The following is a 24,728-nucleotide window of genomic DNA, read 5'->3' on the forward strand; positions in this document are numbered from 1 at the left end:
GCGGGCGCTGAGCCTGGCTCCCAGCGACGGCGCCCCGGTGCGGCACACCGTCCCTGACCCAGCGGCGCTGCGACGAGTGTGCAAAAGCTCCCCGGTCGGGCGTCCGGCGGTGGACTCGGCCGAACCTACCGGCCCGCTGCGGCTGGCTGTCAACAGCCGTTTGACCTGCGCAAATACCATCCCGTTCCAGGTCGGTGCGGAGGATGCGCAGGTCGCGCGACGAGGCGGCGCCGGACGATCACGCCCGCGCCACCCCGGGAGATCACTCGCCCGGCCGTACGAACACCGTCCGGCCGCCCACCACGGTGCGCAGGCAGACCGGGAGGTCGTTGCCGGGGGTCAGGTCGGGCAGGCCCGGGGTGCCGGAGCGGGGGTCGGTGGACCAGCGCGCGACCCGGTCGTCGGGGGCCTGGACGACGAGCGCGTCGGTGCGCCACAGGGCGTAGTCGGCGGGCGCGCCGGGGACCAGGACGCCCGCGTCGTCGCGGCCGACGGCCCGCCAGCCGCCGCGGGTGTGGGCGGTGAAGGCGGCGCGCACGGAGATCCGGTGTTCCGGGGTGCGGTGGAAGGCTGCCGCGCGAACCGTGCCCCACGGGTCGAGGGGCGTGACCGGGCTGTCGGAGCCGAAGGCGAGCGGGACGCCGCCGCGCAGCAGGGTCGCGAAGGGATTGAGCGTGCGGGCCCGCTCCGCGCCGAGGCGCTGGGCGTACATGCCGCCCTCGCCGCCCCACAGTGCGTCGAAGGCGGGCTGGACGGAGGCGGTCAGGCCGAGCTCGGCGAAGGCGGCGACGGACTCGGGGGTGAGCATCTCGGCGTGCTCGACGCGGTGGCGGGCGGCGCGGACGCGGGCGAGGCCGATCTTCTCGGCGGCGGCGCGGACGCCCTCGACGACGGAGGTCACGGCGGCGTCGCCGATGGCGTGGAAGCCCGCCTGGAGGCCCGCCTCGGTGCAGGCGATCACATGGGCGGCGATGTCGTCGGCGTCGAGGTAGGCGGCGCCGGTGTGGTCGGCGTCGGCGTAGGGCTGGTGCAGACAGGCGGTGTGCGAGCCGAGGGCGCCGTCGACGAACAGGTCGCCGGCCGCGCCGAGCGCGCCCAGCCGCCGCGCCCTGGCGACGCCCTCTTCGCCCTGCTCGGCCCAGTAGCCGACCACTCGGGGGCCGGGCACCTCGGCGGCGAGCCGCAGCAGGTCGGCGAAGTCGTCCTCGGAGGAGATCTTCGGCCCGCCGCACTCGTGGACGGAGCCGATGCCGAGGGAGGCCGCGTGCGCGAGCGCGGCCCGCTGGGCCTCGGCGCGCTGGGCCGGGGTGACGGCAGCGTAGGCGGCCGCGCGGGCCGCGTGGTGGTCGTCCTGGGTGAGCGGCCCGTCCACGCGGGAGAGCTCGCCCGGTACCAGGTCCAGCAGCGCCGTGGTGACGACGGCCGAGTGGACGTCGATGCGGGAGAGGTACAGCGGCCGTCCCCCGGTGGCCTCGTCGAGTTCCGCGCGCGTCGGGGGGCGGCCGCCCGGCCAGCGGGAGGCGTCCCAGCCGTGGCCGAGCAGGACGCGGTCGTGCGGGCGGGCGGTGGCGAAGTCGCGTACGAGAGCCAGGGCCGCTTCGAGGGAGGGCGCGTCGGAGAGGTCGAGGCCGGTCAGGGCCAGCCCGGTCGACGTGGCGTGCACATGGGCGTCGGTGAAGGCGGGCGTGACGAGCGCGCCGTCCAGGTCGACCACCTCGTCGACACCGTCCGCGAAGGCGTCGGCGGCGCCCTCCGAGCCCACCCAGGCCACCTGCCCGCGCTCCACGACCATCGCGGTGGCGAAGGGGTCGGCGGGGCTGTGCACCTCGCCACGGCGCAGCAGGACGGTCTTGGTGTCGACGGGACGTTCAGTCATGCCGCACAGTCTCTCGCGCGCGAGGGCCCGCACCGCACTCGGGGCACGTCGGGCCGTGTCTCAGACCTTCGGCGGCCGTGCCTCGTACGGCGTGGACAGCACCACCGTCGTGCGGGTGGACACTCCGGCCAGGGTGCGCACGCGGGCCAGGAGTTCCTCCAGCTCGTGGGGGGTGGCCACGCGGACCTTGAGGATGTAGTTCTCGTCGCCCGCGACGCTGTGACAGGCCTCGATCTCGGGGACTGGGGCCAGGCGGTCCGCGATGTCGTCGGGCGCGCTGGGGTCGAAGGGTTTGACCGAGATGAACGCGGTCATCGGCAGCCCCACCGCCTCGGGGTCGACGACCGCGGCGTAGCCGCGGATGACGCCACGTTGTTCGAGCCGTCGCACCCGCTGGTGCACGGCCGACGTGGACAGGCCCGTGGCCTTGCCCAGGTCTGTGTAGCTCATCCGCCCGTCCTTGACGAGCAGCTGCACGATTTGACGGTCCAGCTCCTCCATGGCGCAAGAACCTACAGTGCGCCTGATCTCCTCGGATACCCGAGCGACGCAGGTCATAGCCGGTTCGTGACGTCGCGGGGAGCCCGCTGTGAGCCGCCGGTGGGAAAAACCCGCCGCAGCGGGCACCTGCGCACGGCATGTGACGAACGCCACAGCGCATCGACGGCCTCCGTGATGCACTCGTGATTACCGCCCAGACGGGACGGGAAGTGCTTGCTGTGGTCGAGGCCGCAGTGCCTTCACGGCCCAGCCCGAGGGGGAGAATCCCATGCAGAGTCTTAAGCGCCCTGGTCGTACCGTGCCCAAGCGGATGCAGCCGGTCGTCGAGCCCGAGCCGGAGGGCGTCGAACCCGACGCCTACGAGGCCGAGGACCTCGACGCCTACGACACCTTCGAGATGTACCGGGTGATCTGCCCGGACTGCGCGCAGCCCATCGCCCTGCTGGCGGACGAGGAGGTCCTGCCGGAGCACGCGCTGTGCGTCTCGCCGTGGAACCCGTTCGGACTCACGGCGTGCGCCGGCACGGGCCGTGCCGCCGCCGACGCCCGTCCGGCGGACGAGTCCTTCCGGCCGCAGGAGCAGGACACCGCGCTTCTGCTGACGCTCCCCCAGGGTCTGAACTGGCGGACGCAGCCCTTCTCGCACGTCGGCGGCGCGGGCTCGCGCCCGATGCGCGTACCGACGATGCGCCGCGAAGCGGCCTGAGCCCCGCGGGCTCGACTCGCCGGGTCCTGCCCGGCCTCGCTCAATCCCAGTAGCTGCCCTGCACCATGGCCCGCAGGCTGCCGTGGTGCAGGATCAGCATGTCCGGGTCCGCGGGGACGGCCACCTCACCGAAGTACGCCTGGCGGTAGGCGACGCGCAGCATGACGATCGCGTGCCGCAGTGCGGCGTACAGGGTGTAGAAGTCCATGTCCCGTGGGGTGTGCCCGGTCAGGCGCGCGTAGCGGGCCTCGACGCGGTCGCGCCGCAGGAGGCCGGGCAGTCCGCGCCGGCCGAAGGCGACGGTCAGGTCGTGGAAGAAGCGGTGCAGGTAGACGGTCCAGCCGAGGTCCACCTCGCGCGGGGCCGGGGCCGCCATCTCCCAGTCGAGGACGGCCGCGGGGTCGAACCCGTCGTAGACGATGTTCCCGATGCGCGCGTCGCCCCAGTTGAGGACCGGTGCGCCGGGCTCGCCCGGCCACAGTTCCTCCAGCCGGTCGAACGCGGCCTCGATGAGCGGTGAGCGGGCCAGACCGTCGATCACCCAGGTGTAGTAGGCGCGTTGGGACTCGACGTGGCGGCGCAGGGCGTCTCCGTCTCCGGGCAGGGACAGGAACTCGGCCTCCTCGGGCGGCACTTGGTCGTGCAGCCGCGCCAGGATCCCGACCGTGCCCGCCTCCAGGCGCTCACGCTCCGCGTCGGTGGCCGCGTGCAGCCAACTGCCTTCGTACGTATAGGGCATGACATCCGGCGGCACGCGCCCGTCCACCCGCTCCATGACGAAGAACGGCGCGCCGAGCGGTTCGGGGTCCTCCTCCAGCCAGAGCACCTTCGGCACCGGGACGTCCGTACGGTCCGCCACCAGGCGCAGGGTGCGGAACTGCCGGGCCATGTCGTAGACCGGGAAGACGGCGTACGCCGCCGGGTCCGCCGCGAGCCTCAACGCACAGGCGCGCACCGGGGGTTCGGGGTGCTCGATGTGGAAGAGAAGGGTCTCGCTGGACATGCCGTTGGACGTCGGGGCGGTGACCCCGACAGCCTTGGCGCCGGGCAGCCGGGTGCCGAGCCAGGCGGTGAGGCGGCGGGTGAGGTCCTCGGGATCGCGGGTGGTGGTGCGGGGTCGGGGTGCCGTGGCCATCTGTGCCTCCCTCAGGGTGCGACCGAGTCGAAGCCGGTGAATCCGCTCGGGTCGTGCCGGCCGAACGAGCCGTGCTCGAAGATGCCGTGGCCGACCTGCCCGTCGAGCCGAAAGCGGGCCGCGTGGTCGGTGACCCCGTAGGCGGCGAGGGGGTGAGGGGACGTCAGGTCGTAGGTACGGCGGTCGGTCCACTCCTTGCCGTGCCAGGTCCCGTGCTGCCAGTCGTCGGCGGGCGGGTAGCCGGCGCCGACCGCGAGCGGGGACGAGGCCAGGATCTCGACCTCCAGCTCCAGCGGCTTGCGCGGGTCGCCCAGGTGGACGACGGCGCGTTCGGGGTGGCGGGTGCCCGGACGATAGGTGATCTCCGTCCGGGGCCAGCCGAGTTGGCTGTCGCGCCGACCCGGGACGACCAGGGTCGCGTCGCTCAGGGTGCGGTAGCCGTCGGCGTCCTCCTGGGTGATGACCATCAGGAAGCGGTCGGCGAAGCGGACCGGGCACCAGATCCAGTGGAAGCCCTCGGGCCGGTGCTCCTCGGCGAGACGTCCGCCCTCCTCCCCCGGGACGGGCCGCACGCCCCAGCTGCGGTCGCGGGTGCCGGTCCAGCCCTCGGCCGTGACCCGGAACTCCTCGTCCCCGGCGCGGATCAGCCCCCGCGCTCGGCCCGCCTGCACGAAGCGGCGCCCCTCCAGCGTCAGCCGGTCGCCCCGGCGCTGGAGGTGATGGGGCTCCCACAGGGCCGGGAAGTCCGCGCTCCAGGTGAGGTCGTACGACAGCAGGTCGTCGTCGCACACGAGGCGCAGTCGCCGCAGTGGCTCCACGACCTCGATCCGCAGCGGACCGACGACGAGCCGCGTCCGGTCGTCGCCGAGCGCGTCCGAGGCGCGTACGGCGTGCAGGGTGTCGCCGGTGCGCAGGGTCGCGTAGGCGTCGATCACCCCGAGGTTGGGGTAGACGCCGAGCCCGAGGATGAGCAGGGCGCGTCCCTCGTGGTCGAGGAAGTGGAAGATGCAGCGGTCGTAGGCGTTGCGGTCCCCGGTGGCCACATGCTTCATGGACAGCGGGACCTGGTGCACGGGGTACTCGTCGAGCGGTACGGGGCGGTCGTCGGCCACGGCACACCTCCCTGGCGGCAGTTCGGCTGACGGTACGTCAGCCGACCTGCGGAGGCCAGACCCTGAGCGGTACGTCCGCGAACGCACGGCCGATTCCCGGGACCGGTGACCTGTCCGCCGTGGCGGGCGTTGCCCTGGTATGGCCCCTAGACAAACGGCAACCGGGCGTCGGTACCGCGTCTTCGTCCCCCGGGCGGCAGAATCGGTTCCGCCGCCACCGCAGCCGCAGGACCCGCCGATCTACCGCGATCTCCTGCGCACCTGGGAGGACGGGGGCCGCACCCTGCCGGGCCGCCACGACCCGGAGTGGGTCAGGCTGGCGGCCCCGACGGTGCTCCCGGGCCACTTCAGCGAGCCGGTGGACCGCTGAGCGTGCGCCCCGGCGCGGGTCAGCGGGTCTCGGGGCCCGCGAGGTGGCGGGCGATGACCATCCGCTGGATCTGGTTGGTGCCCTCGACGATCTGCAGGACCTTGGCCTCGCGCATGTAGCGCTCGACGGGGAAGTCCGCGGTGTAGCCGTATCCGCCGAGTATCTGCACGGCGTCGGTCGTCACCTTCATCGCCGTGTCGGTGCAGTGCAGCTTGGCCATGGCCGCCTGCTTGGCGAACGGCCGGCCCGCGTCCCGCAGCCGCGCCGCCGACAGGTACAGCGCCCGGCCCGCCTCGATCTGGGTGGCCATGTCGGCGAGCATGAATCTGAGGCCCTGGAAGTCGGAGATCGAGCGCCCGAACTGGCGCCGCCCGCCGGCATAGGCGAGCGCCTCGTCCAGCGCCGCCTGGGCCAGGCCTATCGCGCAGGCCGCGATGCCGAGTCGCCCGGAGTCGAGCGCGGACAGGGCGATGGCGAAGCCCTGGCCCTCATCGCCCATGCGCCGCTCATCGCAGACGCGTACGCCGTCCAGGTGAACCTGGGCGGTGGGCGAGCCCTTCATGCCCATCTTCTTCTCCGGCGCCGCGCCGCTGAGCCCCTCGGCGTCACCGGGCACCAGGAACGCGGTGATCCCGCGCGGCCCGTCCTCGCCCGTGCGGGCCATGACGGTGTAGAAGTCGGCGATGCCGCCGTGCGTGATCCAGGCCTTGGTGCCGGTGATGACCCAGTCGTCGCCGTCCCGCACCGCCTTCGTGCGCAGGGAGGCGGCATCCGAACCGGAGGACGGCTCGGACAGGCAGTACGCGCCGAGCAGACCGCCGCCGAGCATCGCGGGCAGGTGCTCGACCTGCTGCTGCTTGGTGCCGTAGGCGGCGAGCGCGTAGGAGGCGAGGGTGTGGACGCTGACGCCGAGGCCGACGGTCAGGCGGGCCATGGCGAGCTCTTCGAGGACCTGGAGGTAGACCTCGTACGGCTGGTCGCCGCCGCCGTACTCCGAGTCGTACGGCAGACCGAGCAGTCCTGATTCCGAGAGCAGGGTGAAGACCTCGCGCGGGAAGCGTCCGGCGTCCTCCTCCTCGGCCGCCCGCGGGGCGATCTCGCGCTGCGCGATCTCACGGACGAGCGCGATCAGGTCCCTGGCCTCGTCCGTGGGCAGATGACGCTCCACGGAGTGCGGGGCGCGGTCGGACATGGCGACGGTCTCCTCCCTGTTGGGGCACATCGGCGGACGTGCGCCGTGGGTGGGCGGCGCCGCCTGGTCTTCGTAAGTCCGGCCGATGCATGCGCTCCCGGGTCTCGGGAGCGGCTGACCAGCGGCTTGCGCTGTGAGTATGCCCGATCGGCGACCTCCAGTCACCAGTTAACGACCGCTCACTCCCAGAATTCCACCCCCGTTCCCACCCTCCCGAGATTGGTCCGAACCATTGACCAAGTGGTCTAGTCCTCCTACTCTTTAGGACCAACGCTCGACCGCGTTCATGCCAATCGGCGCACGTTCCCCTCCCCCCACGAGGAGACACCCGATGCACACTGCCCACCGCCCGCGCGCCCGGTTCCGGGCGCTCGTCTCCGCAGCCTGTTGCGCCGTCCTCGGCGCCGGACTGCTGGCCGGAGCGGGCACGGCCACCGCCACCCCCGCCGCCGCACCCGCGGCCGCACCCGCCGCCAAGGCGGCCGCCGGCTCGAAGGTCGTCGGCTATTTCACGGAATGGGGCACCTACGACCGCAAGTACTTCGTGAAGAACGTCGAGACCTCCGGTTCGGCGGCCAGGCTCACCCACATCAATTACGCCTTCGGCAACGTGACCGGCGGCAAGTGCGCGATGGGCGACTCCTACGCGGCGACCGACCGGGCCTACACCGCCGCCGAGTCCGTCGACGGGGTCGCCGACACCTGGGACCAGCCGCTGCGCGGCAACTTCAACCAGCTCCTGAAGCTGAAGAAGAAGCACCCGGGCCTGAAGATCCTGTGGTCGTTCGGCGGCTGGACCTGGTCCAGCGGCTTCGGCGAGGCCGCGCGGAACCCGGCCGCCTTCGCCCAGTCCTGCTACGACCTGGTGAAGAACTCCAAGTGGGCGGGTGTCTTCGACGGCATCGACATCGACTGGGAGTACCCCAACGCCTGCGGCAACAGCTGCGACACCAGCGGCCGCGCGGCCTTCAGGAACCTGATGGCGGCGCTGCGGGCGAAGTTCGGCGGCGGCGCGCTGGTCACCGCGGCGATCACGGCCGACGCCACCAGCGGCGGCAAGATCGACGCGGCGGACTACGCGGGGGCCGCACAGTACGTCAACTGGTACAACCCGATGACGTACGACTACTTCGGCGCCTGGGACGCGGCGGGCCCGACCGCCCCTCACTCGCCGCTGAACTCCTACTCAGGCATCCCGAAAGCCGGCTTCCACACCTCCGCGACCGTCGCGAAACTGAAGGGCCTCGGCATACCGGCCTCGAAGCTGCTGCTCGGCATCGGCTTCTACGGACGCGGCTGGACCGGCGTCACCCAGGCGGCTCCCGGCGGCACGGCGACCGGCCCGGCCGCGGGAACGTACGAGCAGGGCATCGACGACTACAAGGTGCTCAAGGCCAAGTGCCCGGCGACCGGCACGGTGGGCGGCACGGCCTACGCCAAGTGCGGGAACAACTGGTGGAGTTACGACACCCCCGCGACCATCGCGACGAAGACGACGTACAAGAACCAGCAGGGTCTGGGCGGCACGTTCTTCTGGGAGCTGAGCGGGGACACCGCGAACGGTGAGCTGATCAAGGCGATCAAGTAGGGACGTCCCGGCAGGCCCGGACACGGGCGCCGGTGACTCGGGGGGCGGGGGCGGCGGCCTCCGCCCCCTGGTGTCAGGCGTCGCGGCGGGCCGGCTGCGGGGCCGGGTAGGCCGGGTCCAGCTCCTCGATGGCGCGCAGCACTCCACCGAGCGCCTTCACCAGGAGTTCGCGCATGGTCTCGCGGGACAGTTCGGAGTGGTCGATCCAGTCCAGGGTGGCGCCCTCGACGCTGCACACCCAGGAGAGCAGGCCCATGCGGGCCAGCGGCGCGATGTCGCTGCGGCCGTAGGCACCCTCGGCGATGGTCGCGACGATCGCCTCGCGCACGCCGTCCCGGATGGCGTGCACCTCGGCGTCGAAGCCGACACCGCCGCTGACGATGGTGCGGTAGGCGGCCTGGTGGTGCTCGGCGAAGCGCAGGTAGCTGTCGACGGTGCGGTGGACGCGGTCCACGGCGGGCAGTTCGAGGCCGCTCGCGGCGAAGGTGACCAGGTCGGTGACGGAGTCCTGGATGATCGCCAGGTAGTAGCCGCGCTTGGACTGGAAGTAGTAGTAGATCAGCCCCTTGGCGACATGCGCCTGCCGGGCGATGTCGTCCATGGAGAGCGCGTCGTAGGACGTGTCGGCGAACAACTTTCGCCCGATGGCGATGAGTTCGGCGCGACGCGCCACGGAGCGCTCGGTACCGCGCGCCCGGGGGCGGACGACGGCGGGCTGTTGACTAATATTCAATTTCGACCCTGGTCTCAACGGGCGGCCGGACACCCGCAGTATGTCAGGTCGGTTATGCGTCAGGTCACAGCAGTCCGAGCCGGGTGACGAGCATGGCGACCACCATGACCAGGACCCATCCCATGGCGTGCTCGAAGATCTTCGGACCGTCGTCCTTGGGGCCGCCGGTGCGGGCGCGGGTGGCGGTGGCTGAGTGTGCCGTCATGCTGTCTCACTGAGGTCGGACGTTACGGGGCGAAATGCCCCATCGATCCCTCCACCTTGCCACCCGCGACGCCCTTTGCGGCGGAGACGTTGGTCACAGGGTCAGCGCACGCCCACCGCCGCGAGCGCCTTGCGCTGGCGCGGGCTCGGATGCGCCGGGAAGTAGAGGTAGCAGACGCCGCCCGTACCCGAGACCACCTTGCCACTGGCGTTGTACCGCTTGGTCCGCAGCCAGATGTTCTCCCACTCCCGCCGCAGATAGATGCGCCGCACCGCCTCGTCGCTCGGCGAGGCCGGGTCGTTGGCGATCACGTCGCCGTCCGCGGTGAAGCCGACCACCGTCATCAGATGGCCGGAGGTGCCGTAACCGGCGCCGGTCAGCTCGGTCTTGAGGAAGGACTGGGACGTTATGGCCGGGATCCCGGCCGCGATCAGCGTCTCCAGGTCGGTGAGCGAGCCCAGTCGCGTTATCACGCCCTGCAGGCCGTGGAAGGTGGCCGCGTAGGCGGCGTTGAACGGCCAGTTCCCGCAGCCCGCGTACTGGTAGTCGTAGGTGTACCGGGCGGCGTGGCACACCTGCGGGTCGGCGAAGGACGGATCGACCCAGGCGAGCTGCTCCGGGGTGAGCCGGCCGCCCCAGTACTCGATGATCATTTGCGAGGAGGTGGGGCTGCACCAGGCCTCGCCGCCGTTGTCGTACTGCGGGTACTGGCCCTTGTGGATCTCCTGCGAGTAGCGCGGGACGCCCAGTTCCTGGGCGAGGCCGGGGGTGGAGGCCGCGACGGTGAAGCGGTCGGGGATGTCGGAGCCCATGGCGCCGAGCCGCCAGACCGTGGGGGTGATCCTGGTGCCGGGCCTGCGGTAGAGGGTCAGCCGCAGCCGGTACGACACCAGGCGCAGCCCCGTGGCCGGGTCGTCGATGGCGAAGGTGTCCGTCCAGATGGTGCTCTTGCCGTCGGTCTGGTCGTCCACCGAGGTCCGCTTGATGTCCTGGTCGCCGGCCGCCCAGCGGCCCATCACGTACCAGGGAGTCTCCGTGCCGTCGGAGTACGTGCCGTTCAGCTCGACCTGGATCCAGGTGCCGGCCGGGGTGTGCGCGTTCCAGGAGGCGATGACCTCGGTGGCGGGGACGGTGAGCCGGTGGACCGGGGAGGTCCAGGTGGCGTACTCCCAGGGGGCGGTGGTGCCGGTGTGCGGGTCGGTGTAGTCGGTGGTGCCGGCCGGGACGGCGATCACCACACCGGGGCGCGCGCCGGAGACGGCCCGCACGCCCTGGGCGCCACCGCAGCGCCAGTCCGCGTACGTGGTCCAGGCACGGTTGTCGACCGGGCGGGCGGTGCCCAAGTCGCGGGCGCCGCGATCGGGCGGGGCCGCGGTCGCGGCGGCCGGGGCCGTGCCCGAGGCCACCGCGGCGGCGACGGCCGCGGCCAGGACGGTTCTGCGGGACGGCTGTTCGGCTCTGCTCATGGGTGGAAGACCCCCAGGTGTCCGAGTGGTCCAATGCAGGTGTGCGCCAACTATGGACGCAAGCGGCATGCCCCTGCCAGCACTTCGACCCATGCCACGCCACGAATATTGGTCTTGTCCTCTGGTACCGCCCGGGAGGCGCGCCGCGGGCCCCCGCCGTACCCCTGGAGGGCAGGACGGGGGCCCACGGCGAGTGGGTCAGATGAGGTCCATCGCGGCGACCTCGTCCGGGCGGCCGTAGCTGACCGGTCCCTGGAAGCGCCGACGGGCGGTGGCGAACCACCACACCGTGGCCACGGCCAGGACGGCGGCCAGGGCGATCGGCGCGTAGTTGAAGGAGTCGACGGTGATCGGTGAGGCCTGCGGCAGCATGAACAGGATGCTGCTGAGCAGGATCCAGGTCACCGCCAGCCAGCCGATCGGCTTGCTCCAGCGGCCCAGGTGCCAGGGCCCGGGCTGGAACTCGTCGCCCAGCCGCAGCCGAAGGAAGATCGGCACGGCATAGGCCAGGAAGAGCCCGACGACGTTGACGCTGACGATGGCGGTGAACGCGGTGTGCGACCACCAGCCCGGCACCACGAGGGCCAGCGAGCAGGCCACGGCCAGCCATACGGCCTTGACGGGCGTGCGGGTGCGCGGCGAGACCGAGTGCCACAGGCGGGAGCCGGGCATGGCGCCGTCCCGGGAGAAGGCGAAGATCTGGCGGGTGTTGCTGGTGAGGTTGGCCAGGCCGCAGAAGAGCATGGCGCCGATGACGATCAGCAGCAGCGCCTTGGCCCAGCCCATGCCGAGCCCGTCGATGAGAATCTGGACGGGCGGTGCGGAGGAGCCCGCGACCTTGTCGTAGTCGCTAATGCTGTAGACCAGTGCCAGCATCAGGATCAGGCCGGTGATCGCCGAATAGCCGATCGCCCGGGTGATCCCCTTGGGCGCGTTGAGCGTCGCCCGCACCGTTTCCTCGGACATGTGGAAGCTGCCGTCGAACCCGGTGAAGGTCCAGCTCGTCACCAGCAGGCCGAGCATGCCGCCGTAAAGCCCGTTCGTGAAGCCGGTGTTGTTCACGAAATGCGTCGCGAAGGACGCCGACTGATGGTGGTCGGGCATGACGATGAGTGCGGTCACGATCACCACGAGTCCGATCAGCAGCCACCACACGGATATCCGGTTCAGTAGGGCGACGAGCTGGACGGTGTAGGTGTTGGCGAGCCCCTGCAGCACGATGATCAAGGCCGTGATCAGGACCGTCTGGTGGACGGTCGGCTCGTACGAGGTCCACTGCAGGGCGACGAAGGCCTGGATGAAGGTGGCGGCCGCGTATCCGGTCGCGGCGGTGCCACCGATCTGGCCGACGAAGTTCAGCCAGCCCGTGTACCAGGACCAGGCACCCTTGTGACGTTTGGCGAGTTTACCGGCGGAGAAATACAGCGCCCCGCTCGTCGGATAGGCCGACGCGACCTCCGCCATGGCGGCGCCGATGAACAGCACCATGACGGAAACACCGATCCAGCCGAACACGAGAATGCGGGGACCGCCCGCGTTCATGCCGAAACCGAAGGACGAGAAAATACCCGAGAGGATATTGATGATGGTGAAGGAGATCGCGAAATTGTCGAACGCCTGGAATCGGCGGGTGAGTTTCCGCGGATACCCCATCGCGTGCAGGGTCGCATCGTCGTCGAGCACGATCGGGTCTTCTCCCCCGCGGGTCCGGGCCCGTGGAGTCGATGTCCGTTCTGACACAGATCGACCTTTCTCTCAGTAGGGGACGAGCAGGGTCAGGCGGTCCCGGGCACGGGCAGACCGCAGGCACGCCGGGCCCGGGAGAGCTGCTCCGCGGGGTCACCGAAGACGCTCCAGGGCATGCGCGAGGCGTACGGCCCCATCGCCGTGAAGACCGCCCGGGCCTCGAACTCGCGCTGGGCCATGACCAGCGCGTGCGCGAGGTAAGCCAGGTCGAGCACCGGGGTGAAGCGGGAACCGGCCGCCACGGGCAACCAGTTGTGGTAGATCGCCAGGGCGGTGGAACGCCACTGGGGCTGCTCCCAGACGCGGTCGGCGAGCAGCTGCGTCGGGTTGTAGCTCTCCACGAGGGCGACCAGCGGAAGCAGCCGGAGCGGGGAGTCGCCCGGCGCCCGCTGACTGAGGAAGGCGGCCACGTCCCAGGCGGCGTTGACCGAGCCGCCGTGGCGCGTGAAGAAGAACGACAGGAAGCGGTGGTGGGCCTCGCGGTGCCAGGGGTCGAGGTTCAGGATGTGCGCGAACAGCCGCCAGGGGCCGGGCGGGGAGGTGAGCAGTCCGTTGGGGGCGGGGTCGCGCAGCCGGTGCAGCCGGGCCATGGCCAGCTTGGCGGCCCAGGGCGTGGGATCGGCCGGGGCCATGGTGGCGGCCCGGTCGCAGGCGGCCAGCGCTATGCGTTCCAGGGCCTCGGCCCGCTCGTCGCGGGCGTCGGCGGCCCGTACGGCGCGGGCGACGGCCACCCGGGCCCACATCAGCGCGGCCTCGGGGGTCGGTTCCTCGGCCAGCCAGCGTTCGACGAGGTCGGTGCCGGCCGCCTCGGAGGCCAGGACCAGGGAGCGATGGGCGCGCAGGCCGAAGTCGTCGCGCGTCTCGGCCAGGGCTTCGCGGGCGCTCAGATAACGCCCGGCGCGCACGTCGACGCATACGCTCGCGAGGACACGGTCGTCGGCCGCCGGATGCCACACATAGTGCCCCTCGAATAACTCCGCGGCCATCTTCCCCTGTCCGTCCCCGTTACGACGTATCGCAGTTGCGCACGAGGCACCTTACTCAGCACGGGCCACACCTGGAACGCCGAATTCGACATATCGGTCAGCCGTTTCGGAACATTAATGAGACGATTGGCGAACGACCCGCGAGTAGTTCAAGGTGATACGTTTCTATCGGCGAGCGGAGCCCGCCGCTCCGTCCGCCATGGGCCGCTACTAGAATGTTTCCGGAAAATAGCCCCCACCCGGCCCACACCGCACCACACCTCAGGAATCACCATTCGCGACCTCGCCTCCCTGCTGAGCGGGCTCCCGCCCTCCCTGGGCCCGGTCCGGCTGATCGGTGTCGACGGGCACGCCGGGTCCGGCAAGTCCACCTTCGCCGAGCGGCTCGCCTCCGCCCTGGGCGGGGCGCCGGTGCTGCGCCTCGACGACATCGCCGGCCACGACGAACTCTTCGAGTGGACCGGCCGGCTGCTCGGCCAGGTGATCGAGCCGCTCGGCCGCGGCGAGCCCGCCGCGTACCCGCCCTACGACTGGAGCGCCCGGCGCTTCGGCCCGCCCCGACCGCTGGAGCCCGCGCCGGTGATCCTCGTCGAGGGCGTCGGCGCCGGCCGCCGCGCACTGCGCCCGTACCTGGCGCGGCTGCTGTGGATGGAGCTGGGGCGCGAGGAGTCCTGGGCGCGCGGGCGGCTGCGGGACGGGGTGGAACAGCGGGAGTTCTGGGCCGGATGGGTCGAGGCGGAACGCCGACACTTCGCCGCGGACCCCTCCCGGCCCTACGCCGACCTTCTGGTACGGCAGTCACCACAGGGGTACGAGGTACTGCCGGGGCCCGCCGATACTGCTGGACCGGACCATCCGGTCACCCACCGTGACTGACCGTCCGCAGTGTGCTGAACTTGTGAAGACCCCTGCGAGGGAACTTGTTCGAGTGCTCCAACTCGGCTTGACCGGGGGGCCGTACAGGACTTACGTTCTCAATGTGCGGCCATTAGGAGCCGCCCATGAACGCGAAGCCCCCGGTTGTTCCCCCGTGATCGGGGGCTTCGTTCTGCCCAGGGTCCGTTTTCCGGACGCCGCGTGCGCTGATTCGCTCACCCTCGGTCACCGGACCGTCTGCGCCCCGTCTGCTCCCACCACGTCAAACGGCATGTGCGCCACCCTTCGGCGGGCGCCCGGCCCGCAGGTACGATGCCCTCGGTGCGACCTTCGGACGGCTGCTTCGCGCACCTTCAACTCCGGTCCGCGGCACAGCGGTTCGACCAAGGCAGCCGTCGGGCGCCTGCCCGGTGGTGAACCAACGGGGGCACGGTTTGTGGGGGACGTGATGGACTTCGGCACGCAGGGCCCCGATGCCCCGGCCGACCTCGCCTGGGTGCGAGGCGTGGACGCCTACACGATGGGCGCCTATCCACAGGCGGAGGAGGAGTTCCGGGCCGCGGTACGGATGGATCCCGGGATGACCGACGCCTGGCTCGGGCTGCACGCGCTGCGCGTCGACACGACGACCGCGCTGCTCAGGATGTTCCGGCACCGGGACCGCTTCGGGGAGCAGCGCGCCCGGCACCGGCGCCCGCTGAACTCCTGGTACTGGCTGGGCTGGTGGGTGCAGCCGGTGCTTGAGAGCCCGCGCGACCTGCTGCTCGCGCACGCCTCGCACTGGCTGGACGGCCGGCACGTCCCGGAGCTGGACCGGGCGCTCGCCGGGTTGCCGCCCGTGGACACCGACCCGCAGGTCCGCTTTCTGCACGCCTGCCGGGCCTACCTGGTCAAGGACTGGGAGCAGCTCGTCCGGCACACCGACCCGCTGCTCGACGACGCCCTGCTCGGCATCGAGGCGGGCCTGTTCGGCGGCATGGCACGGGTCCGACTGGAGATGTACGGGCAGGCCGAGCCCCTGCTGGCGGCGGCCCTGATGCGCTGCCGCAGCGAGCAGCCGCAGCGCAAGGAGCTGCGGTACTGGCTGGCCCGGGCGCACGAGGGCACGGGCCGGTCGGCGGCCGCCCTCCCGCTCTACCGGGCCGTGCACCGCGTCGACCCCGCCTTCATGGACACCTCGGCCCGGCTCGCCGCCATCGCCGAGGGCGACGGGTACGACGACGCGGCCGACTTCGTGGCGATCACGCTGACCGGTGCCGGCCAGGACGTCGTGGACGGGCCCGACGGATTCGACCCGCTGTTCGGCACCGAGGGCCGTGACCTGCGATTCCCCGAGGCGGATCTGCCGCCCGCCGGTCCGCTCGCGTCCGTGGCCGACCCGGCGGTGCGGGAGAAGACCGGCCTGCCGGGGCAGCCGCTGCCCTCCGGCCCCACCGACCCGGTCCTCCTTGAGGAGGCGCTCGCGGAACTGGAGCGCATGGTCGGTCTGGAACCCGTCAAACGCCAGGTCAAGGCGCTCTCCGCACAGTTGAACATGGCCCGGCTGCGGGCCGGGCAGGGGCTGCCCGTGCAGCCGCCGAAGCGCCACTTCGTCTTCTCCGGCCCCTCCGGCACCGGCAAGACCACCGTCGCCCGCATCCTCGGCCGCGTCTTCTACGCCCTCGGCCTGCTCGGCGGCGACCACCTCGTGGAGGCCCAGCGGGCCGACCTGGTCGGCGAGTACCTGGGCCAGACCGCCGTGAAGGCCAATGAACTGATCGACTCCGCGATCGGCGGGGTGCTGTTCGTGGACGAGGCGTACTCGCTGTCCAACTCGGGCTACGGCAAGGGCGACGCCTACGGCGACGAGGCCCTGCAGGTGCTGCTCAAGCGGGCCGAGGACAACCGGGACCACCTGGTGGTGATCCTGGCCGGCTACCCCGAGGGCATGGACCGGCTGCTGGCCGCCAACCCCGGGCTGTCGTCCCGCTTCACGACCCGCGTCGACTTCCCCTCGTACCGCCCCCTCGAACTCACTTCCATCGGCGAGGTGCTCGCCGCGGAGAACGGTGACGTGTGGGACGAGGAGGCCTTGGACGAGCTGCGGTCCATCGCCGGGCACGTCGTCGACCAGGGATGGATCGACGAGCTGGGCAACGGGCGGTTCCTGCGGACGCTGTACGAGAAGAGCTGCGCGTACCGGGATCTGCGGCTGTCGGCCTACCCCGGGGCGCTGTCCCGGGACGATCTGGCCACGCTGCGGCTGCCGGACCTGATGCAGGCCTACGGAGAGGTGCTGTCGGGGCGGGGACCGCAGGATCCGTCGGCCATGTGACCGACGGACCCCGCGCCCCACGGGCGGTTCAGCCCGCCAGCACGCCTTCCGGCTCCCCGCTGACCCGGGGCTCGGTGACCTTCGTCCCCGGGATGTGCCGGTGCGCCGGGTCCCGTACCTCGCCGACCAGCAGCTCCAGTACGTCCTCCAGCGCGACCAGGCCGAGCACCTTCCCGGACGCGTCGGCGACCTGGGCCAGGTGTGTCGCGGCACGGCGCATCACGGTGAGCGCGTCGTCCAGCGGCAGCTCGGCCCGCAGGGTCGTCATGGGCCGCCAGATGTGCTGCGGCACGGCCCGCTCGGACTCCTCCAGGTCGAGTACGTCCTTCACGTGCAGGTAGCCCATGAAGGCGCCGTTCTCCGCGGCGACCGGGAAGCGGGAGTAGCCGGTGCGGGCGGTGAGCCCGACGATCCGGCCCGGCGTGACCGACGGCGGCACCGTCACCAGTGACTCGCGCGGCAGCAGCACGTCCGTCACCGGGCGCGAGCCCAGTTCCAGCGCGTCCTCCAGGCGCTCCCGCTCCTCGGGGCCGAGGAGGCCCGCCTGGCCGGAGTCCTCCAGCAGGCGGTTGAGCTGCTCGCTGGTGACGACGGCCTCGACCTCGTCCTTGGGCTCGACGCGGAAGAGCCGCAGGATGCCCTGGGCGACGGTGCCGAGCGCCACCGTGATGGGCCGGCACACACGCGCGAACGCGACCAGGCCGGGGCTGAGCCACAACGCGGCCTTCTCCGGCGCCGCCATCGCGAGGTTCTTCGGGACCATCTCGCCGATGACGAGGTGGAAGAAGACCACGGCGGCGAGGGCGATGACGTACCCGAGCGGGTGAATCACGCCCTGCGGCAGGTGGATCCACTCGAACACCGGCTCCAGCAGGTGCGCCACCGTCGGTTCGGCGACCGCGCCCAGGGTCAGCGAGCAGACGGTGATGCCGAACTGGGCGGCGGCCATCATCTGGGGCAGCCGCTCCAGGCCGTACAGGACCTGGCGGGCCCGGGCGGTGCCGAGCGGTTCGATCTGGCTGCGGCGGACCGACACGAGCGCGAACTCGGCGCCGACGAAGAAGCCGTTGGCGAGCACGAGCAGTCCGGCGAAGATCAGTTGGAGGACGCTCATCGGACGGCCTCCATCGCCGGGGCCACGGGGGCGGTGCGGACCAGACGGACCCGCTCCGCGCGGTAGTGACCGACCTGGCGGACGGAAAGGCGCCAGCCGGGCAGTTCGGCCCGGTCACCGGGGGCCGGGATGCGGCCGAGCAGGTCGGCGACCAGGCCGGCGACGGTCTCGTACGGGCCCTCGGGCACGTCGAGGCCTATGCGCTGCAGGATGTCGACGCGGCAGCTGCCGTCCACGTCCCAGGCGGGTCGGCCGTCCTCCGGCGGGACGGCGGCGAGTTCGGGCATGTCCAGCCCGTCGTGCTCGTCGCGGACCTCGCCGACGAGTTCCTCGACGATGTCCTCCAGGGTGACCACGCCCGCCGTGCCGCCGTACTCGTCGACGACGACCGCGATGGGCTGCTCACTGCGCAGCCGCGCGAGGAGCGGCTGCACCGGCAGCGTCTCGGGGACCAGCAGCGCCTTGCGGGCGATACGGCCGACCGGGGTACGCAGCCGGTCGCGCGGGGGGATCGCCAGGGCGTCCTTGAGATGGACCATGCCGACGATCTCGTCGATCTTCTCGCGGTAGACCGGGAACCGGGACAGGCCGGTGGCGCGAGTGAGGTTGACCACGTCCTCGGCGGTGGCCGAGTCCTGGAGCGCGCTGACCCTCACACGCGGGGTCATGACGTGCTGCGCGGTCAGCTCGCCGAGCGACAGCGTGCGGACGAACAGGTCCGCGGTGTCCTGTTCCAGGGCACCCGCCCGGGCGGAGTGCCGCGCCAGGGAGACGAGTTCGCCGGGGGTGCGGGCGGAGGCCAGCTCCTCTGCGGGCTCGACCCCGAGCATGCTCACGAGCCGGTTGGCGACCGTGTTGAGCGCCGAGATCACCGGGCGCAGCAGCCGGGAGAAGTGGTACTGCGGGCCGGCGACGAAGCGCGCGACCTGCAGGGGCTTGGACACCGCCCAGTTCTTGGGCACGAGTTCGCCGATCACCATCTGGATCGCGGAGGCCAGCAGCATGCCGACGACCACGGCGACACCGGAGACGGCGCCCTTGGGGATGCCGATCGCGGCGAACGGGCCGTGCAGCAGCGCGGCGAGCGCGGGCTCGGCGAGCATGCCGACGACGAGGGAGGTGATGGTGATGCCGAGCTGGGTGCCGGAGAGCTGGAAGGACAGCTCCTTCAGCGCCTCGACGACCGTACGGGCCCGTCGGTCGCCCTCGGCGGCGGCCTTCTCGGCCTCGGGGCGCTCGACCGTCACCAGGCCGAACTCGGCGGCGACGAAGAAGCCGTTGGCGAGGATCAGCAGGAACGCGGCTCCGAGGAGCAGCAGGGGGGTGGTCATGATGCCGCCGCCTCCGCGCAATGTCGGTAGGGGGCGGCGCAGGTACTACAGGACGATCCGTCCATCGCCGGAGAGGGTCACTCCTCGGGTAGCAGGAGCCCCTGTGCACCGGGCGGAGCGGCAGGGGCGGAGGCGCAACGAAAACGCCTCCGCCAACAGATTAATCAAGACACGGCCCGGTGCGGCAGGGCGGACGTCCCCGAGTCAGCCCTGATCTTGCTTCGGACGTGCCGCCGTGCGGGCCTCGGTGAGCGCCCGCAGCGTGCGCGCGTCCTGTATGGCACGCCGCTTGGCGACGCCCGGCTGGATGCCGAGCGCGGGCAGGCTGGTGCCGTCGCTGAGGTCGAGGAACACCCAGGGATCGCCCGGACGGAGGTTCACCTGGAGGATCTCCGCCCAGTCAAGACGCCGCCTGCTGGCGATGTTGACGACGGTGACGCCGGATTCCTCGGCGACGACCTTCACCCGGGCGAGCAGGGCCAGCACCCAGAAGATGAGGGCGCCGGTGATGATGAAGCTGAGCCGCTCCCCCGGACCCAGTTGGTCCAGCAGCATCGCTACGCCGGATATGACCACGAAGATCGCCACCCCGGCTGTGAGAAGGATCGCACGGGTGCGTCCCGGCCGGAAGGTGACGGGGAGGTCGGGAAGGGGCGTCGGTTCCTCGGACATGGGTGTGCGGCTTCCTCGCCGTCAGAGGCGACAGGCGTGGATGGCGGTCGTCAGGATGGCCCGCGCGCCGATGGCGTACAGGTCGTCCATGATCCGCTGGGCGTCCTTGGCCGGGACCATGGCGCGGACGGCGACCCAGCCCTCGTTGTGCAGCGGCGAGATGGTCGGGCCTTCGAGGCCCGGGGTGATGGCGACGGCCGCCTCCAGGTGCTCGGCGCGGCAGTCGTAGTCCATCATCACGTAGGTCCGGGCCACCAGGACGCCCTGCAGGCGGCGCAGGAACTGCTGGACCTTGGACTCGGCAGCCTCCTCGACGCCCGCGCCGGTGCGCCGGATGACGACGGCCTCGGACTTCATGATCGGCTCGCCGAAGACCTCCAGGCCCGCGTTGCGCAGCGAGGTGCCGGTCTCGACGACGTCCGCGATGACCTCGGCGACTCCGAGCTCGATGGCGGTCTCGACGGCGCCGTCGAGGTGGACGACGGAGGCGTCGATGCCGTTGTCGGCGAGGTGCTTGGCGACGATGCCCTCGTAGGAGGTGGCGACCGTCCTGCCGTTCAGGTCCTCGACGCCGCCCGCGGTGCCGGGCTTGGTGGCGTAGCGGAAGGTGGAGCGGGCGAAGCCGAGCGGGAGGATCTCCTCGGCGCTCGCCCCGGAGTCGATGAGCAGGTCGCGTCCGGTGATGCCGATGTCGAGGCGGCCGGAGGAGACGTAGATCGCGATGTCGCGGGGGCGGAGGTAGAAGAACTCCACCTCGTTGACCGGGTCGACGATCCGCAGTTCCTTGGACTCCCGGCGCTGCCGGTAGCCGGCCTCATGCAGCATCTCCGCCGCAGGGCCTGACAGGGAACCCTTGTTGGGGACGGCGATGCGCAGCATGAGGTCGGCTTCCTTTGCGTGAGAAGGGGGTTGGAACGGCGAGGGCTTACAGGTGGGCGTAGACGTCGTCCAGGGAGATCCCGCGGGCGACCATCATCACCTGGACGTGGTACAGCAGCTGCGAGATCTCCTCGGCGGCCGCCTCCTTGCCCTCGTACTCGGCGGCCATCCAGACCTCGGCGGCCTCTTCGACGACCTTCTTGCCGATGGCATGGACGCCCTTCCCGACCAGCTCTGCGGTGCGGGACGTGGCGGGATCGCCGTGGGCGGCCTTCTGCTGGAGCTCGGTGAAGAGCTCCTCGAACGTCTTCTTGGACATGATGTCCTCACCCTACGCGCTGGGGGCGGTGCCTCAGTGCCAGGGTTCAGATACTGAGCGGAGCGTGCACGCGGTCGCCACCGCCGCCGTCACCGCCTCGTGCCCCTTGTCCTCGTTCGAGCCCTCCAGACCGGCCCGGTCCAGGGCCTGCTCCTCGGTGTCACAGGTGAGCACGCCGAAGCCGACCGGGACGCCGGTCTCGATGGAGACCTGGGTGAGGCCCTGGGTGACGCCCTGGCACACGTAGTCGAAGTGGGGGGTGCCGCCGCGGATGACGACGCCGAGGGCGACGACCGCGTCGTAGCCGCGGCCCGCGAGGACCTTGGCGGCGACCGGGAGCTCGAAGCTGCCCGGGACGCGGATCAGCGTGGGCTCGTCGATCCCCAGCTCGTGCAGGGCGCGCAGGGCGCCGTCGACCAGACCGTCCATCACCTTGTCGTGCCACTGTGCCGCGATGACGGCGACCCTGAGGTCGCTCGCGCCCCGTACGGACAGTTCCGGTGCACCCTTGCCGCTCACGTCTCTCCTTGTGTGCTGTGTTACTGGTTGCCGCAGGTGGCCGCGGACGCGGCGGAGGCCGCCACGCCCGAGGTGTCCAGCCAGGGCAGGTCGTGACCCATCCGGTCCCGCTTGGTGCGCAGGTAGCGGAGGTTGTGCTCGCCCGCCTGTACGGGCATCGGTTCCCGGCCGGTGACCTTGAGCCCGTGGCGCAGCAGGGCGTCGGTCTTGTCGGGGTTGTTGGTCATCAGGCGCACGCTGCGGACCCCGAGGTCCTGCAGGATCCGCGCGCCGGCGCCGTAGTCGCGGGCGTCGGCGGGCAGGCCGAGTTCGAGGTTGGCGTCGAGGGTGTCGTGGCCCTGTTCCTGCAGCTCGTAGGCGCGCAGCTTGGACAGCAGTCCGATGCCGCGGCCCTCGTGCCCGCGCAGGTAGACCACCACGCCCCGGCCCTCGGCCTGGATGCGCTCCAGCGAGGCGTCCAGCTGGGGGCCGCAGTCGCAGCGCGCGGAGCCGAAGACGTCGCCGGTGAGGCATTCGGAGTGGACGCGGACGAGGACGTCCTCGCCGTCGCCGATCTCGCCGTGCACCAGAGCGACATGCTCGACGCCGTCGGCGCTGGCGCGGTAGCCGTACGCCGTGAAGTCGCCGTGCCGGGTGGGGAGGTTGACCTCGGCCTCGCGCCGGACGGTGGGCTCACAGGAACGGCGGTAGGCGATCAGGTCCTCGATGGAGATGATCGTCAGGCCGTGCTTGCGGGCGAACGGGACCAGTTCGGGCAGGCGCAGCATGCGGCCGTCCTCGCCGGCGATCTCGACGATCGCGCCGGCCGGGCGCAGGCCCGCGAGGCGGGCGAGGTCGACGGCGGCCTCGGTGTGGCCGTCGCGGACCAGGACGCCGCCGGACCGGGCGCGCAGCGGGAAGATGTGGCCGGGGCGGACGAAGTCGGTGTGCTCGGCCGTGCCGCTCGCCAGCAGTTGGAGCGTGGTCGCACGGTCGGCGGCGGAGATGCCGGTGGTCACGCCGTGGGCGGCGGACGCGTCCACGGAGATGGTGAACGCGGTCTTCATGGACTCGGTGTTGTCCTCGACCATCTGCGGCAGCCGCAGCCGTTCCAGCTCCGGTCCCTCCATGGGGGCGCAGATCAGGCCGCGGCACTCGCTCATCATGAAGGCGACGATTTCGGGGGTCGCCTTCTCGGCGGCGATGACGAGGTCGCCCTCGTTCTCCCGGTCCTCGTCGTCGACGACCACGACCGGACGCCCGGCGGCGATGTCGGCGATGGCCTGCTCGACGGGGTCGAGCGTGAGGTCCTCGATGGTGTCCGTGCTGTACAGCAGGGGGGCCGCGGTCATGCCGGCGCTCCTTCCAGGACGGGCCGCGCGTCCCTGCGGGAGCGCAGCCACCAGTCGCGCATGCCCCACAGGACGAGTGCGCCGTAGATGACGTAGACGAAGCCTGAGAAGGCGTAGCCGTTGGCGAAGTTGAGCGGCACGCCGACCAGGTCGACGAGCAGCCAGGCGAACCAGAACTCGACCATGCCGCGCGCCTGGGCGTACATGGCGACGATCGTGCCGACGAAGATGTAGGCGTCCGGCCAAGGGTCCCAGGACAGGTTCGGGTATGCCTCGAAGAGCAGGGCAACCGCGACCGTGCCGACGGCGGCGCCGGCGAGCATCACCGCGCGCTCGCGCCAGGTGGCGAACCGGACGCTGATGTGGCCGTCCTCGCCCTGGCCCTTGCCGCGGCTCCACTGCCACCAGCCGTAGCCGGCGACCGCCATCACGACGACCTGCTTGCCCGCGCTGCCGGTCAGGTGGTTCACGAAGGCGGCGAAGAGGACGAGGCCGGACAGGAACTGCACCGGCCAGCTCCACAGGGAGCGCCGCCAGCCGAGGGCGAGGGCGATCAGGCCGAGGATGTTGCCGATCATGTCCGACCACTTGATGTGTTGGCCGAACAGGACGAAGGCCTCGGAGTTGAGCCAGTTCACCGGCCGGCCCCCTGACCGGACGCGAGCAGCCGCTCGACGTACTTGGCGATGATGTCGACCTCCAGGTTGACCGGGTCGCCGGGCTGCTTGAGGCCGAGCGTGGTCAGGGCGAGGGTGGTCGGGATGAGGCTCACGGTGAAGTAGTCCGGGCCGGCCTCGACGACGGTGAGGCTGATGCCGTCGACGGTGATCGAGCCCTTCTCGACGACGTAGCGGGCGAGGTCCGCGGGCAGCGAGACCTTCACGATCTCCCAGTTCTCGGAGGGCGTGCGGGCCAGCACCGCACCGGTGCCGTCGACGTGGCCCTGCACGATGTGCCCGCCCAGACGCGCGCCCACGGCGGTGGGGCGCTCCAGGTTGACGCGGGAGCCCACGGTCAGGACGCCCAGGCTGGAGCGGTCGAGGGTCTCGGCCATCACGTCGGCGGTGAACTCGTCGCCCTCGTGCTCGACGACGGTGAGACAGACCCCGTTCACGGCGATGGAGTCGCCGTGCTGCGCGCCCTCGGTCACGACGGGGCCTCGCAGTCGGAAGCGGGAGGCGTCGCCGAGATTCTCGACGGCGGTGACCTCACCCAGCTCTTCGACGATTCCGGTGAACACTTCCCGGGTCCTCCTGCCTCATGGGGCACGGACTCCGGGGCCTGTCGATGACGACAGCAGGTACGGGCGAGAACACCGGGAACGACGCCGGACGGACTCGTCCGTTCGGACGAGCCCAGAGACGGCGGCGCGCACGCATGCCCGCCCGCCGCGCACTGCCTCCCATCCGGACTTTAACCGTCGGTCCAGGAATTTCACCTGGTCAACCGGCCGCTGGAAGCGACCGGGTCGCGGACTGTAACCGCCGGTTCGGACTTTCACCGACCCCGGAGTGCGCTGCTTCTGGTACATGGCCAGTCTGCCACGCTCGATCGCGGTCCATACAGGTGAACCATGTGTGGTGCCTCACAGGGCACTTCGCTGGACTTCTCCGGGCTGCTGACGCGCCATCGGCTCCATCGGCGGGATGTTCCGCGACCATTGACCTGAATGGTCTAGTCCTTTTAGGGTTCGGGCGGGCCCGGTGGCGGTGACGACGGCCCTTGCCCGCCGCCGGGTCTCCCGGCCGTCCGGCAGG

General features: G+C 71.3%; 24 protein-coding genes and 1 riboswitch. Of the genes, 5 read left to right on the forward strand and 19 right to left on the reverse strand.

All coding sequences use genetic code 11. The features are described from left to right. Window positions 1–262: 262 nt before the first annotated feature. Together ACWGKT_RS29795 and ACWGKT_RS29800 are read right to left on the reverse strand one after the other, a co-directional pair. Window positions 263–1,876: an amidohydrolase gene (locus tag ACWGKT_RS29795; protein WP_453276121.1), complete on the reverse strand. Its 1,614-nt coding sequence runs from the start codon at window positions 1,874–1,876 to the stop codon at window positions 263–265. A gap of 60 nt (window positions 1,877–1,936) precedes the next feature. Next, the gene (locus tag ACWGKT_RS29800; RefSeq protein WP_235455816.1) at window positions 1,937–2,377 is read right to left on the reverse strand and encodes an Lrp/AsnC family transcriptional regulator; all 441 of its coding nucleotides are present in this window, start codon (window positions 2,375–2,377) and stop codon (window positions 1,937–1,939) included. A gap of 268 nt (window positions 2,378–2,645) precedes the next feature. Between ACWGKT_RS29800 and ACWGKT_RS29805 the strand changes: the two genes are divergently transcribed. Further along, a complete protein-coding gene (locus ACWGKT_RS29805; protein WP_356144909.1) occupies window positions 2,646–3,083 on the forward strand; it encodes a hypothetical protein in 438 nt (145 codons plus the stop codon). 40 nt (window positions 3,084–3,123) lie between these two features. Here the strand turns inward: ACWGKT_RS29805 and ACWGKT_RS29810 are convergent, their stop codons facing one another. Together ACWGKT_RS29810 and ACWGKT_RS29815 are read right to left on the reverse strand one after the other, a co-directional pair. Beyond that, the gene (locus ACWGKT_RS29810) at window positions 3,124–4,218 is read right to left on the reverse strand and encodes a phosphotransferase family protein (protein ID WP_453276122.1); all 1,095 of its coding nucleotides are present in this window, start codon (window positions 4,216–4,218) and stop codon (window positions 3,124–3,126) included. 11 nt (window positions 4,219–4,229) lie between these two features. After that, window positions 4,230–5,330, reverse strand: a complete 1,101-nt coding sequence (locus ACWGKT_RS29815; protein WP_453276123.1) for a hypothetical protein — start codon at window positions 5,328–5,330, stop codon at window positions 4,230–4,232. A 139-nt stretch (window positions 5,331–5,469) separates the two neighbouring features. Here ACWGKT_RS29815 and ACWGKT_RS29820 point away from each other — a divergent pair, with 139 nt between their 5' ends. Beyond that, window positions 5,470–5,700, forward strand: a complete 231-nt coding sequence (locus tag ACWGKT_RS29820) for a hypothetical protein (protein WP_453276124.1) — start codon at window positions 5,470–5,472, stop codon at window positions 5,698–5,700. A 19-nt stretch (window positions 5,701–5,719) separates the two neighbouring features. Here ACWGKT_RS29820 and ACWGKT_RS29825 read toward each other — a convergent pair whose 3' ends face one another. Further along, the gene (locus ACWGKT_RS29825; protein ID WP_453276125.1) at window positions 5,720–6,892 is read right to left on the reverse strand and encodes an acyl-CoA dehydrogenase family protein; all 1,173 of its coding nucleotides are present in this window, start codon (window positions 6,890–6,892) and stop codon (window positions 5,720–5,722) included. Between the two features lie 331 nt (window positions 6,893–7,223). Between ACWGKT_RS29825 and ACWGKT_RS29830 the strand changes: the two genes are divergently transcribed. Next, window positions 7,224–8,480 carry a glycoside hydrolase family 18 protein gene (locus tag ACWGKT_RS29830; protein ID WP_356144917.1) on the forward strand — a complete coding sequence of 419 codons (1,257 nt, stop codon included), beginning with the start codon at window positions 7,224–7,226 and terminating at the stop codon, window positions 8,478–8,480. 73 nt (window positions 8,481–8,553) lie between these two features. Here ACWGKT_RS29830 and ACWGKT_RS29835 read toward each other — a convergent pair whose 3' ends face one another. The 5 genes from ACWGKT_RS29835 to ACWGKT_RS29855 all read right to left on the reverse strand — a co-directional run bounded on the left by ACWGKT_RS29835 (window position 8,554) and on the right by ACWGKT_RS29855 (window position 13,616). Beyond that, complete coding sequence (locus ACWGKT_RS29835) at window positions 8,554–9,213, reverse strand: TetR/AcrR family transcriptional regulator (RefSeq protein WP_453276126.1); 660 nt, start codon at window positions 9,211–9,213, stop codon at window positions 8,554–8,556. Window positions 9,214–9,277: 64 nt separating this feature from the next. Further along, a complete protein-coding gene (locus ACWGKT_RS29840) occupies window positions 9,278–9,418 on the reverse strand; it encodes an SCO1431 family membrane protein (RefSeq protein WP_453276127.1) in 141 nt (46 codons plus the stop codon). A gap of 101 nt (window positions 9,419–9,519) precedes the next feature. After that, the gene (locus ACWGKT_RS29845) at window positions 9,520–10,884 is read right to left on the reverse strand and encodes a peptidase C39 family protein (protein ID WP_453276128.1); all 1,365 of its coding nucleotides are present in this window, start codon (window positions 10,882–10,884) and stop codon (window positions 9,520–9,522) included. Between the two features lie 198 nt (window positions 10,885–11,082). After that, on the reverse strand, window positions 11,083–12,624 hold the full coding sequence (locus ACWGKT_RS29850) for an amino acid permease (protein WP_356144925.1): 1,542 nt from the start codon (window positions 12,622–12,624) through the stop codon (window positions 11,083–11,085). A gap of 35 nt (window positions 12,625–12,659) precedes the next feature. Continuing rightward, complete coding sequence (locus ACWGKT_RS29855; RefSeq protein ID WP_235455829.1) at window positions 12,660–13,616, reverse strand: hypothetical protein; 957 nt, start codon at window positions 13,614–13,616, stop codon at window positions 12,660–12,662. 273 nt (window positions 13,617–13,889) lie between these two features. Here ACWGKT_RS29855 and ACWGKT_RS29860 point away from each other — a divergent pair, with 273 nt between their 5' ends. Both ACWGKT_RS29860 and ACWGKT_RS29865 read left to right on the forward strand, forming a co-directional pair. Further along, the gene (locus ACWGKT_RS29860; RefSeq protein ID WP_453276156.1) at window positions 13,890–14,492 is read left to right on the forward strand and encodes a uridine kinase family protein; all 603 of its coding nucleotides are present in this window, start codon (window positions 13,890–13,892) and stop codon (window positions 14,490–14,492) included. 448 nt (window positions 14,493–14,940) lie between these two features. Continuing rightward, on the forward strand, window positions 14,941–16,806 hold the full coding sequence (locus tag ACWGKT_RS29865) for an AAA family ATPase (RefSeq protein ID WP_453276129.1): 1,866 nt from the start codon (window positions 14,941–14,943) through the stop codon (window positions 16,804–16,806). Window positions 16,807–16,834: 28 nt separating this feature from the next. Here the strand turns inward: ACWGKT_RS29865 and ACWGKT_RS29870 are convergent, their stop codons facing one another. The 9 genes from ACWGKT_RS29870 to ACWGKT_RS29910 all read right to left on the reverse strand — a co-directional run bounded on the left by ACWGKT_RS29870 (window position 16,835) and on the right by ACWGKT_RS29910 (window position 24,211). After that, window positions 16,835–17,920 (reverse strand): hemolysin family protein, encoded by a 1,086-nt coding sequence (locus ACWGKT_RS29870; RefSeq protein ID WP_453276130.1) that lies wholly within the window; start codon window positions 17,918–17,920, stop codon window positions 16,835–16,837. Continuing rightward, the gene (locus ACWGKT_RS29875) at window positions 17,917–19,251 is read right to left on the reverse strand and encodes a hemolysin family protein (RefSeq protein ID WP_453276131.1); all 1,335 of its coding nucleotides are present in this window, start codon (window positions 19,249–19,251) and stop codon (window positions 17,917–17,919) included. Before ACWGKT_RS29875 ends, ACWGKT_RS29870 begins: the two co-directional genes overlap by 4 nt. 204 nt (window positions 19,252–19,455) lie before the next feature. Further along, window positions 19,456–19,923, reverse strand: coding sequence for a PH domain-containing protein (locus ACWGKT_RS29880; protein ID WP_453276132.1), 468 nt, complete (start codon window positions 19,921–19,923; stop codon window positions 19,456–19,458). Between the two features lie 21 nt (window positions 19,924–19,944). Continuing rightward, a complete protein-coding gene (gene hisG / locus ACWGKT_RS29885; RefSeq protein WP_356144935.1) occupies window positions 19,945–20,802 on the reverse strand; it encodes an ATP phosphoribosyltransferase in 858 nt (285 codons plus the stop codon). 46 nt (window positions 20,803–20,848) lie between these two features. Then, complete coding sequence (locus tag ACWGKT_RS29890; RefSeq protein WP_023552153.1) at window positions 20,849–21,121, reverse strand: phosphoribosyl-ATP diphosphatase; 273 nt, start codon at window positions 21,119–21,121, stop codon at window positions 20,849–20,851. A gap of 33 nt (window positions 21,122–21,154) precedes the next feature. Further along, complete coding sequence (ribH, locus tag ACWGKT_RS29895) at window positions 21,155–21,640, reverse strand: 6,7-dimethyl-8-ribityllumazine synthase (protein WP_356144937.1); 486 nt, start codon at window positions 21,638–21,640, stop codon at window positions 21,155–21,157. 20 nt (window positions 21,641–21,660) lie between these two features. Continuing rightward, complete coding sequence (locus ACWGKT_RS29900) at window positions 21,661–22,971, reverse strand: bifunctional 3,4-dihydroxy-2-butanone-4-phosphate synthase/GTP cyclohydrolase II (protein ID WP_356144939.1); 1,311 nt, start codon at window positions 22,969–22,971, stop codon at window positions 21,661–21,663. Next, complete coding sequence (gene pnuC, locus ACWGKT_RS29905) at window positions 22,968–23,609, reverse strand: nicotinamide riboside transporter PnuC (RefSeq protein ID WP_356144941.1); 642 nt, start codon at window positions 23,607–23,609, stop codon at window positions 22,968–22,970. The genes ACWGKT_RS29900 and pnuC overlap by 4 nt, the downstream gene beginning before the upstream one ends. Then, window positions 23,606–24,211, reverse strand: coding sequence for a riboflavin synthase (locus ACWGKT_RS29910; RefSeq protein ID WP_235455841.1), 606 nt, complete (start codon window positions 24,209–24,211; stop codon window positions 23,606–23,608). Before ACWGKT_RS29910 ends, pnuC begins: the two co-directional genes overlap by 4 nt. Before the next feature lie 148 nt (window positions 24,212–24,359). Beyond that, window positions 24,360–24,490: riboswitch (FMN riboswitch) on the reverse strand. Window positions 24,491–24,728: the final 238 nt, after the last annotated feature.

The sequence above is a fragment of the Streptomyces sp. NPDC054794 genome, from assembly GCF_053611585.1.

Bases quoted from the DNA above. Each gene is read 5' to 3' on its own strand.
- ACWGKT_RS29795 (WP_453276121.1), bottom strand. From the start codon at position 1,876: ATGACTGAACGTCCCGTCGACACCAAGACCGTCCTGCTGCGCCGTGGC.
- ACWGKT_RS29800 (WP_235455816.1), bottom strand. From the start codon at position 2,377: ATGGAGGAGCTGGACCGTCAAATCGTGCAGCTGCTCGTCAAGGACGGG.
- ACWGKT_RS29805 (WP_356144909.1), top strand. From the start codon at position 2,646: ATGCAGAGTCTTAAGCGCCCTGGTCGTACCGTGCCCAAGCGGATGCAG.
- ACWGKT_RS29810 (WP_453276122.1), bottom strand. From the start codon at position 4,218: ATGGCCACGGCACCCCGACCCCGCACCACCACCCGCGATCCCGAGGAC.
- ACWGKT_RS29820 (WP_453276124.1), top strand. From the start codon at position 5,470: ATGGCCCCTAGACAAACGGCAACCGGGCGTCGGTACCGCGTCTTCGTC.
- ACWGKT_RS29825 (WP_453276125.1), bottom strand. From the start codon at position 6,892: ATGTCCGACCGCGCCCCGCACTCCGTGGAGCGTCATCTGCCCACGGAC.
- ACWGKT_RS29830 (WP_356144917.1), top strand. From the start codon at position 7,224: ATGCACACTGCCCACCGCCCGCGCGCCCGGTTCCGGGCGCTCGTCTCC.
- ACWGKT_RS29840 (WP_453276127.1), bottom strand. From the start codon at position 9,418: ATGACGGCACACTCAGCCACCGCCACCCGCGCCCGCACCGGCGGCCCC.
- ACWGKT_RS29845 (WP_453276128.1), bottom strand. From the start codon at position 10,884: ATGAGCAGAGCCGAACAGCCGTCCCGCAGAACCGTCCTGGCCGCGGCC.
- ACWGKT_RS29855 (WP_235455829.1), bottom strand. From the start codon at position 13,616: ATGGCCGCGGAGTTATTCGAGGGGCACTATGTGTGGCATCCGGCGGCC.
- ACWGKT_RS29865 (WP_453276129.1), top strand. From the start codon at position 14,941: ATGGACTTCGGCACGCAGGGCCCCGATGCCCCGGCCGACCTCGCCTGG.
- ACWGKT_RS29870 (WP_453276130.1), bottom strand. From the start codon at position 17,920: ATGAGCGTCCTCCAACTGATCTTCGCCGGACTGCTCGTGCTCGCCAAC.
- ACWGKT_RS29875 (WP_453276131.1), bottom strand. From the start codon at position 19,251: ATGACCACCCCCCTGCTGCTCCTCGGAGCCGCGTTCCTGCTGATCCTC.
- ACWGKT_RS29880 (WP_453276132.1), bottom strand. From the start codon at position 19,923: ATGTCCGAGGAACCGACGCCCCTTCCCGACCTCCCCGTCACCTTCCGG.
- hisG (WP_356144935.1), bottom strand. From the start codon at position 20,802: ATGCTGCGCATCGCCGTCCCCAACAAGGGTTCCCTGTCAGGCCCTGCG.
- ACWGKT_RS29890 (WP_023552153.1), bottom strand. From the start codon at position 21,121: ATGTCCAAGAAGACGTTCGAGGAGCTCTTCACCGAGCTCCAGCAGAAG.
- ACWGKT_RS29900 (WP_356144939.1), bottom strand. From the start codon at position 22,971: ATGACCGCGGCCCCCCTGCTGTACAGCACGGACACCATCGAGGACCTC.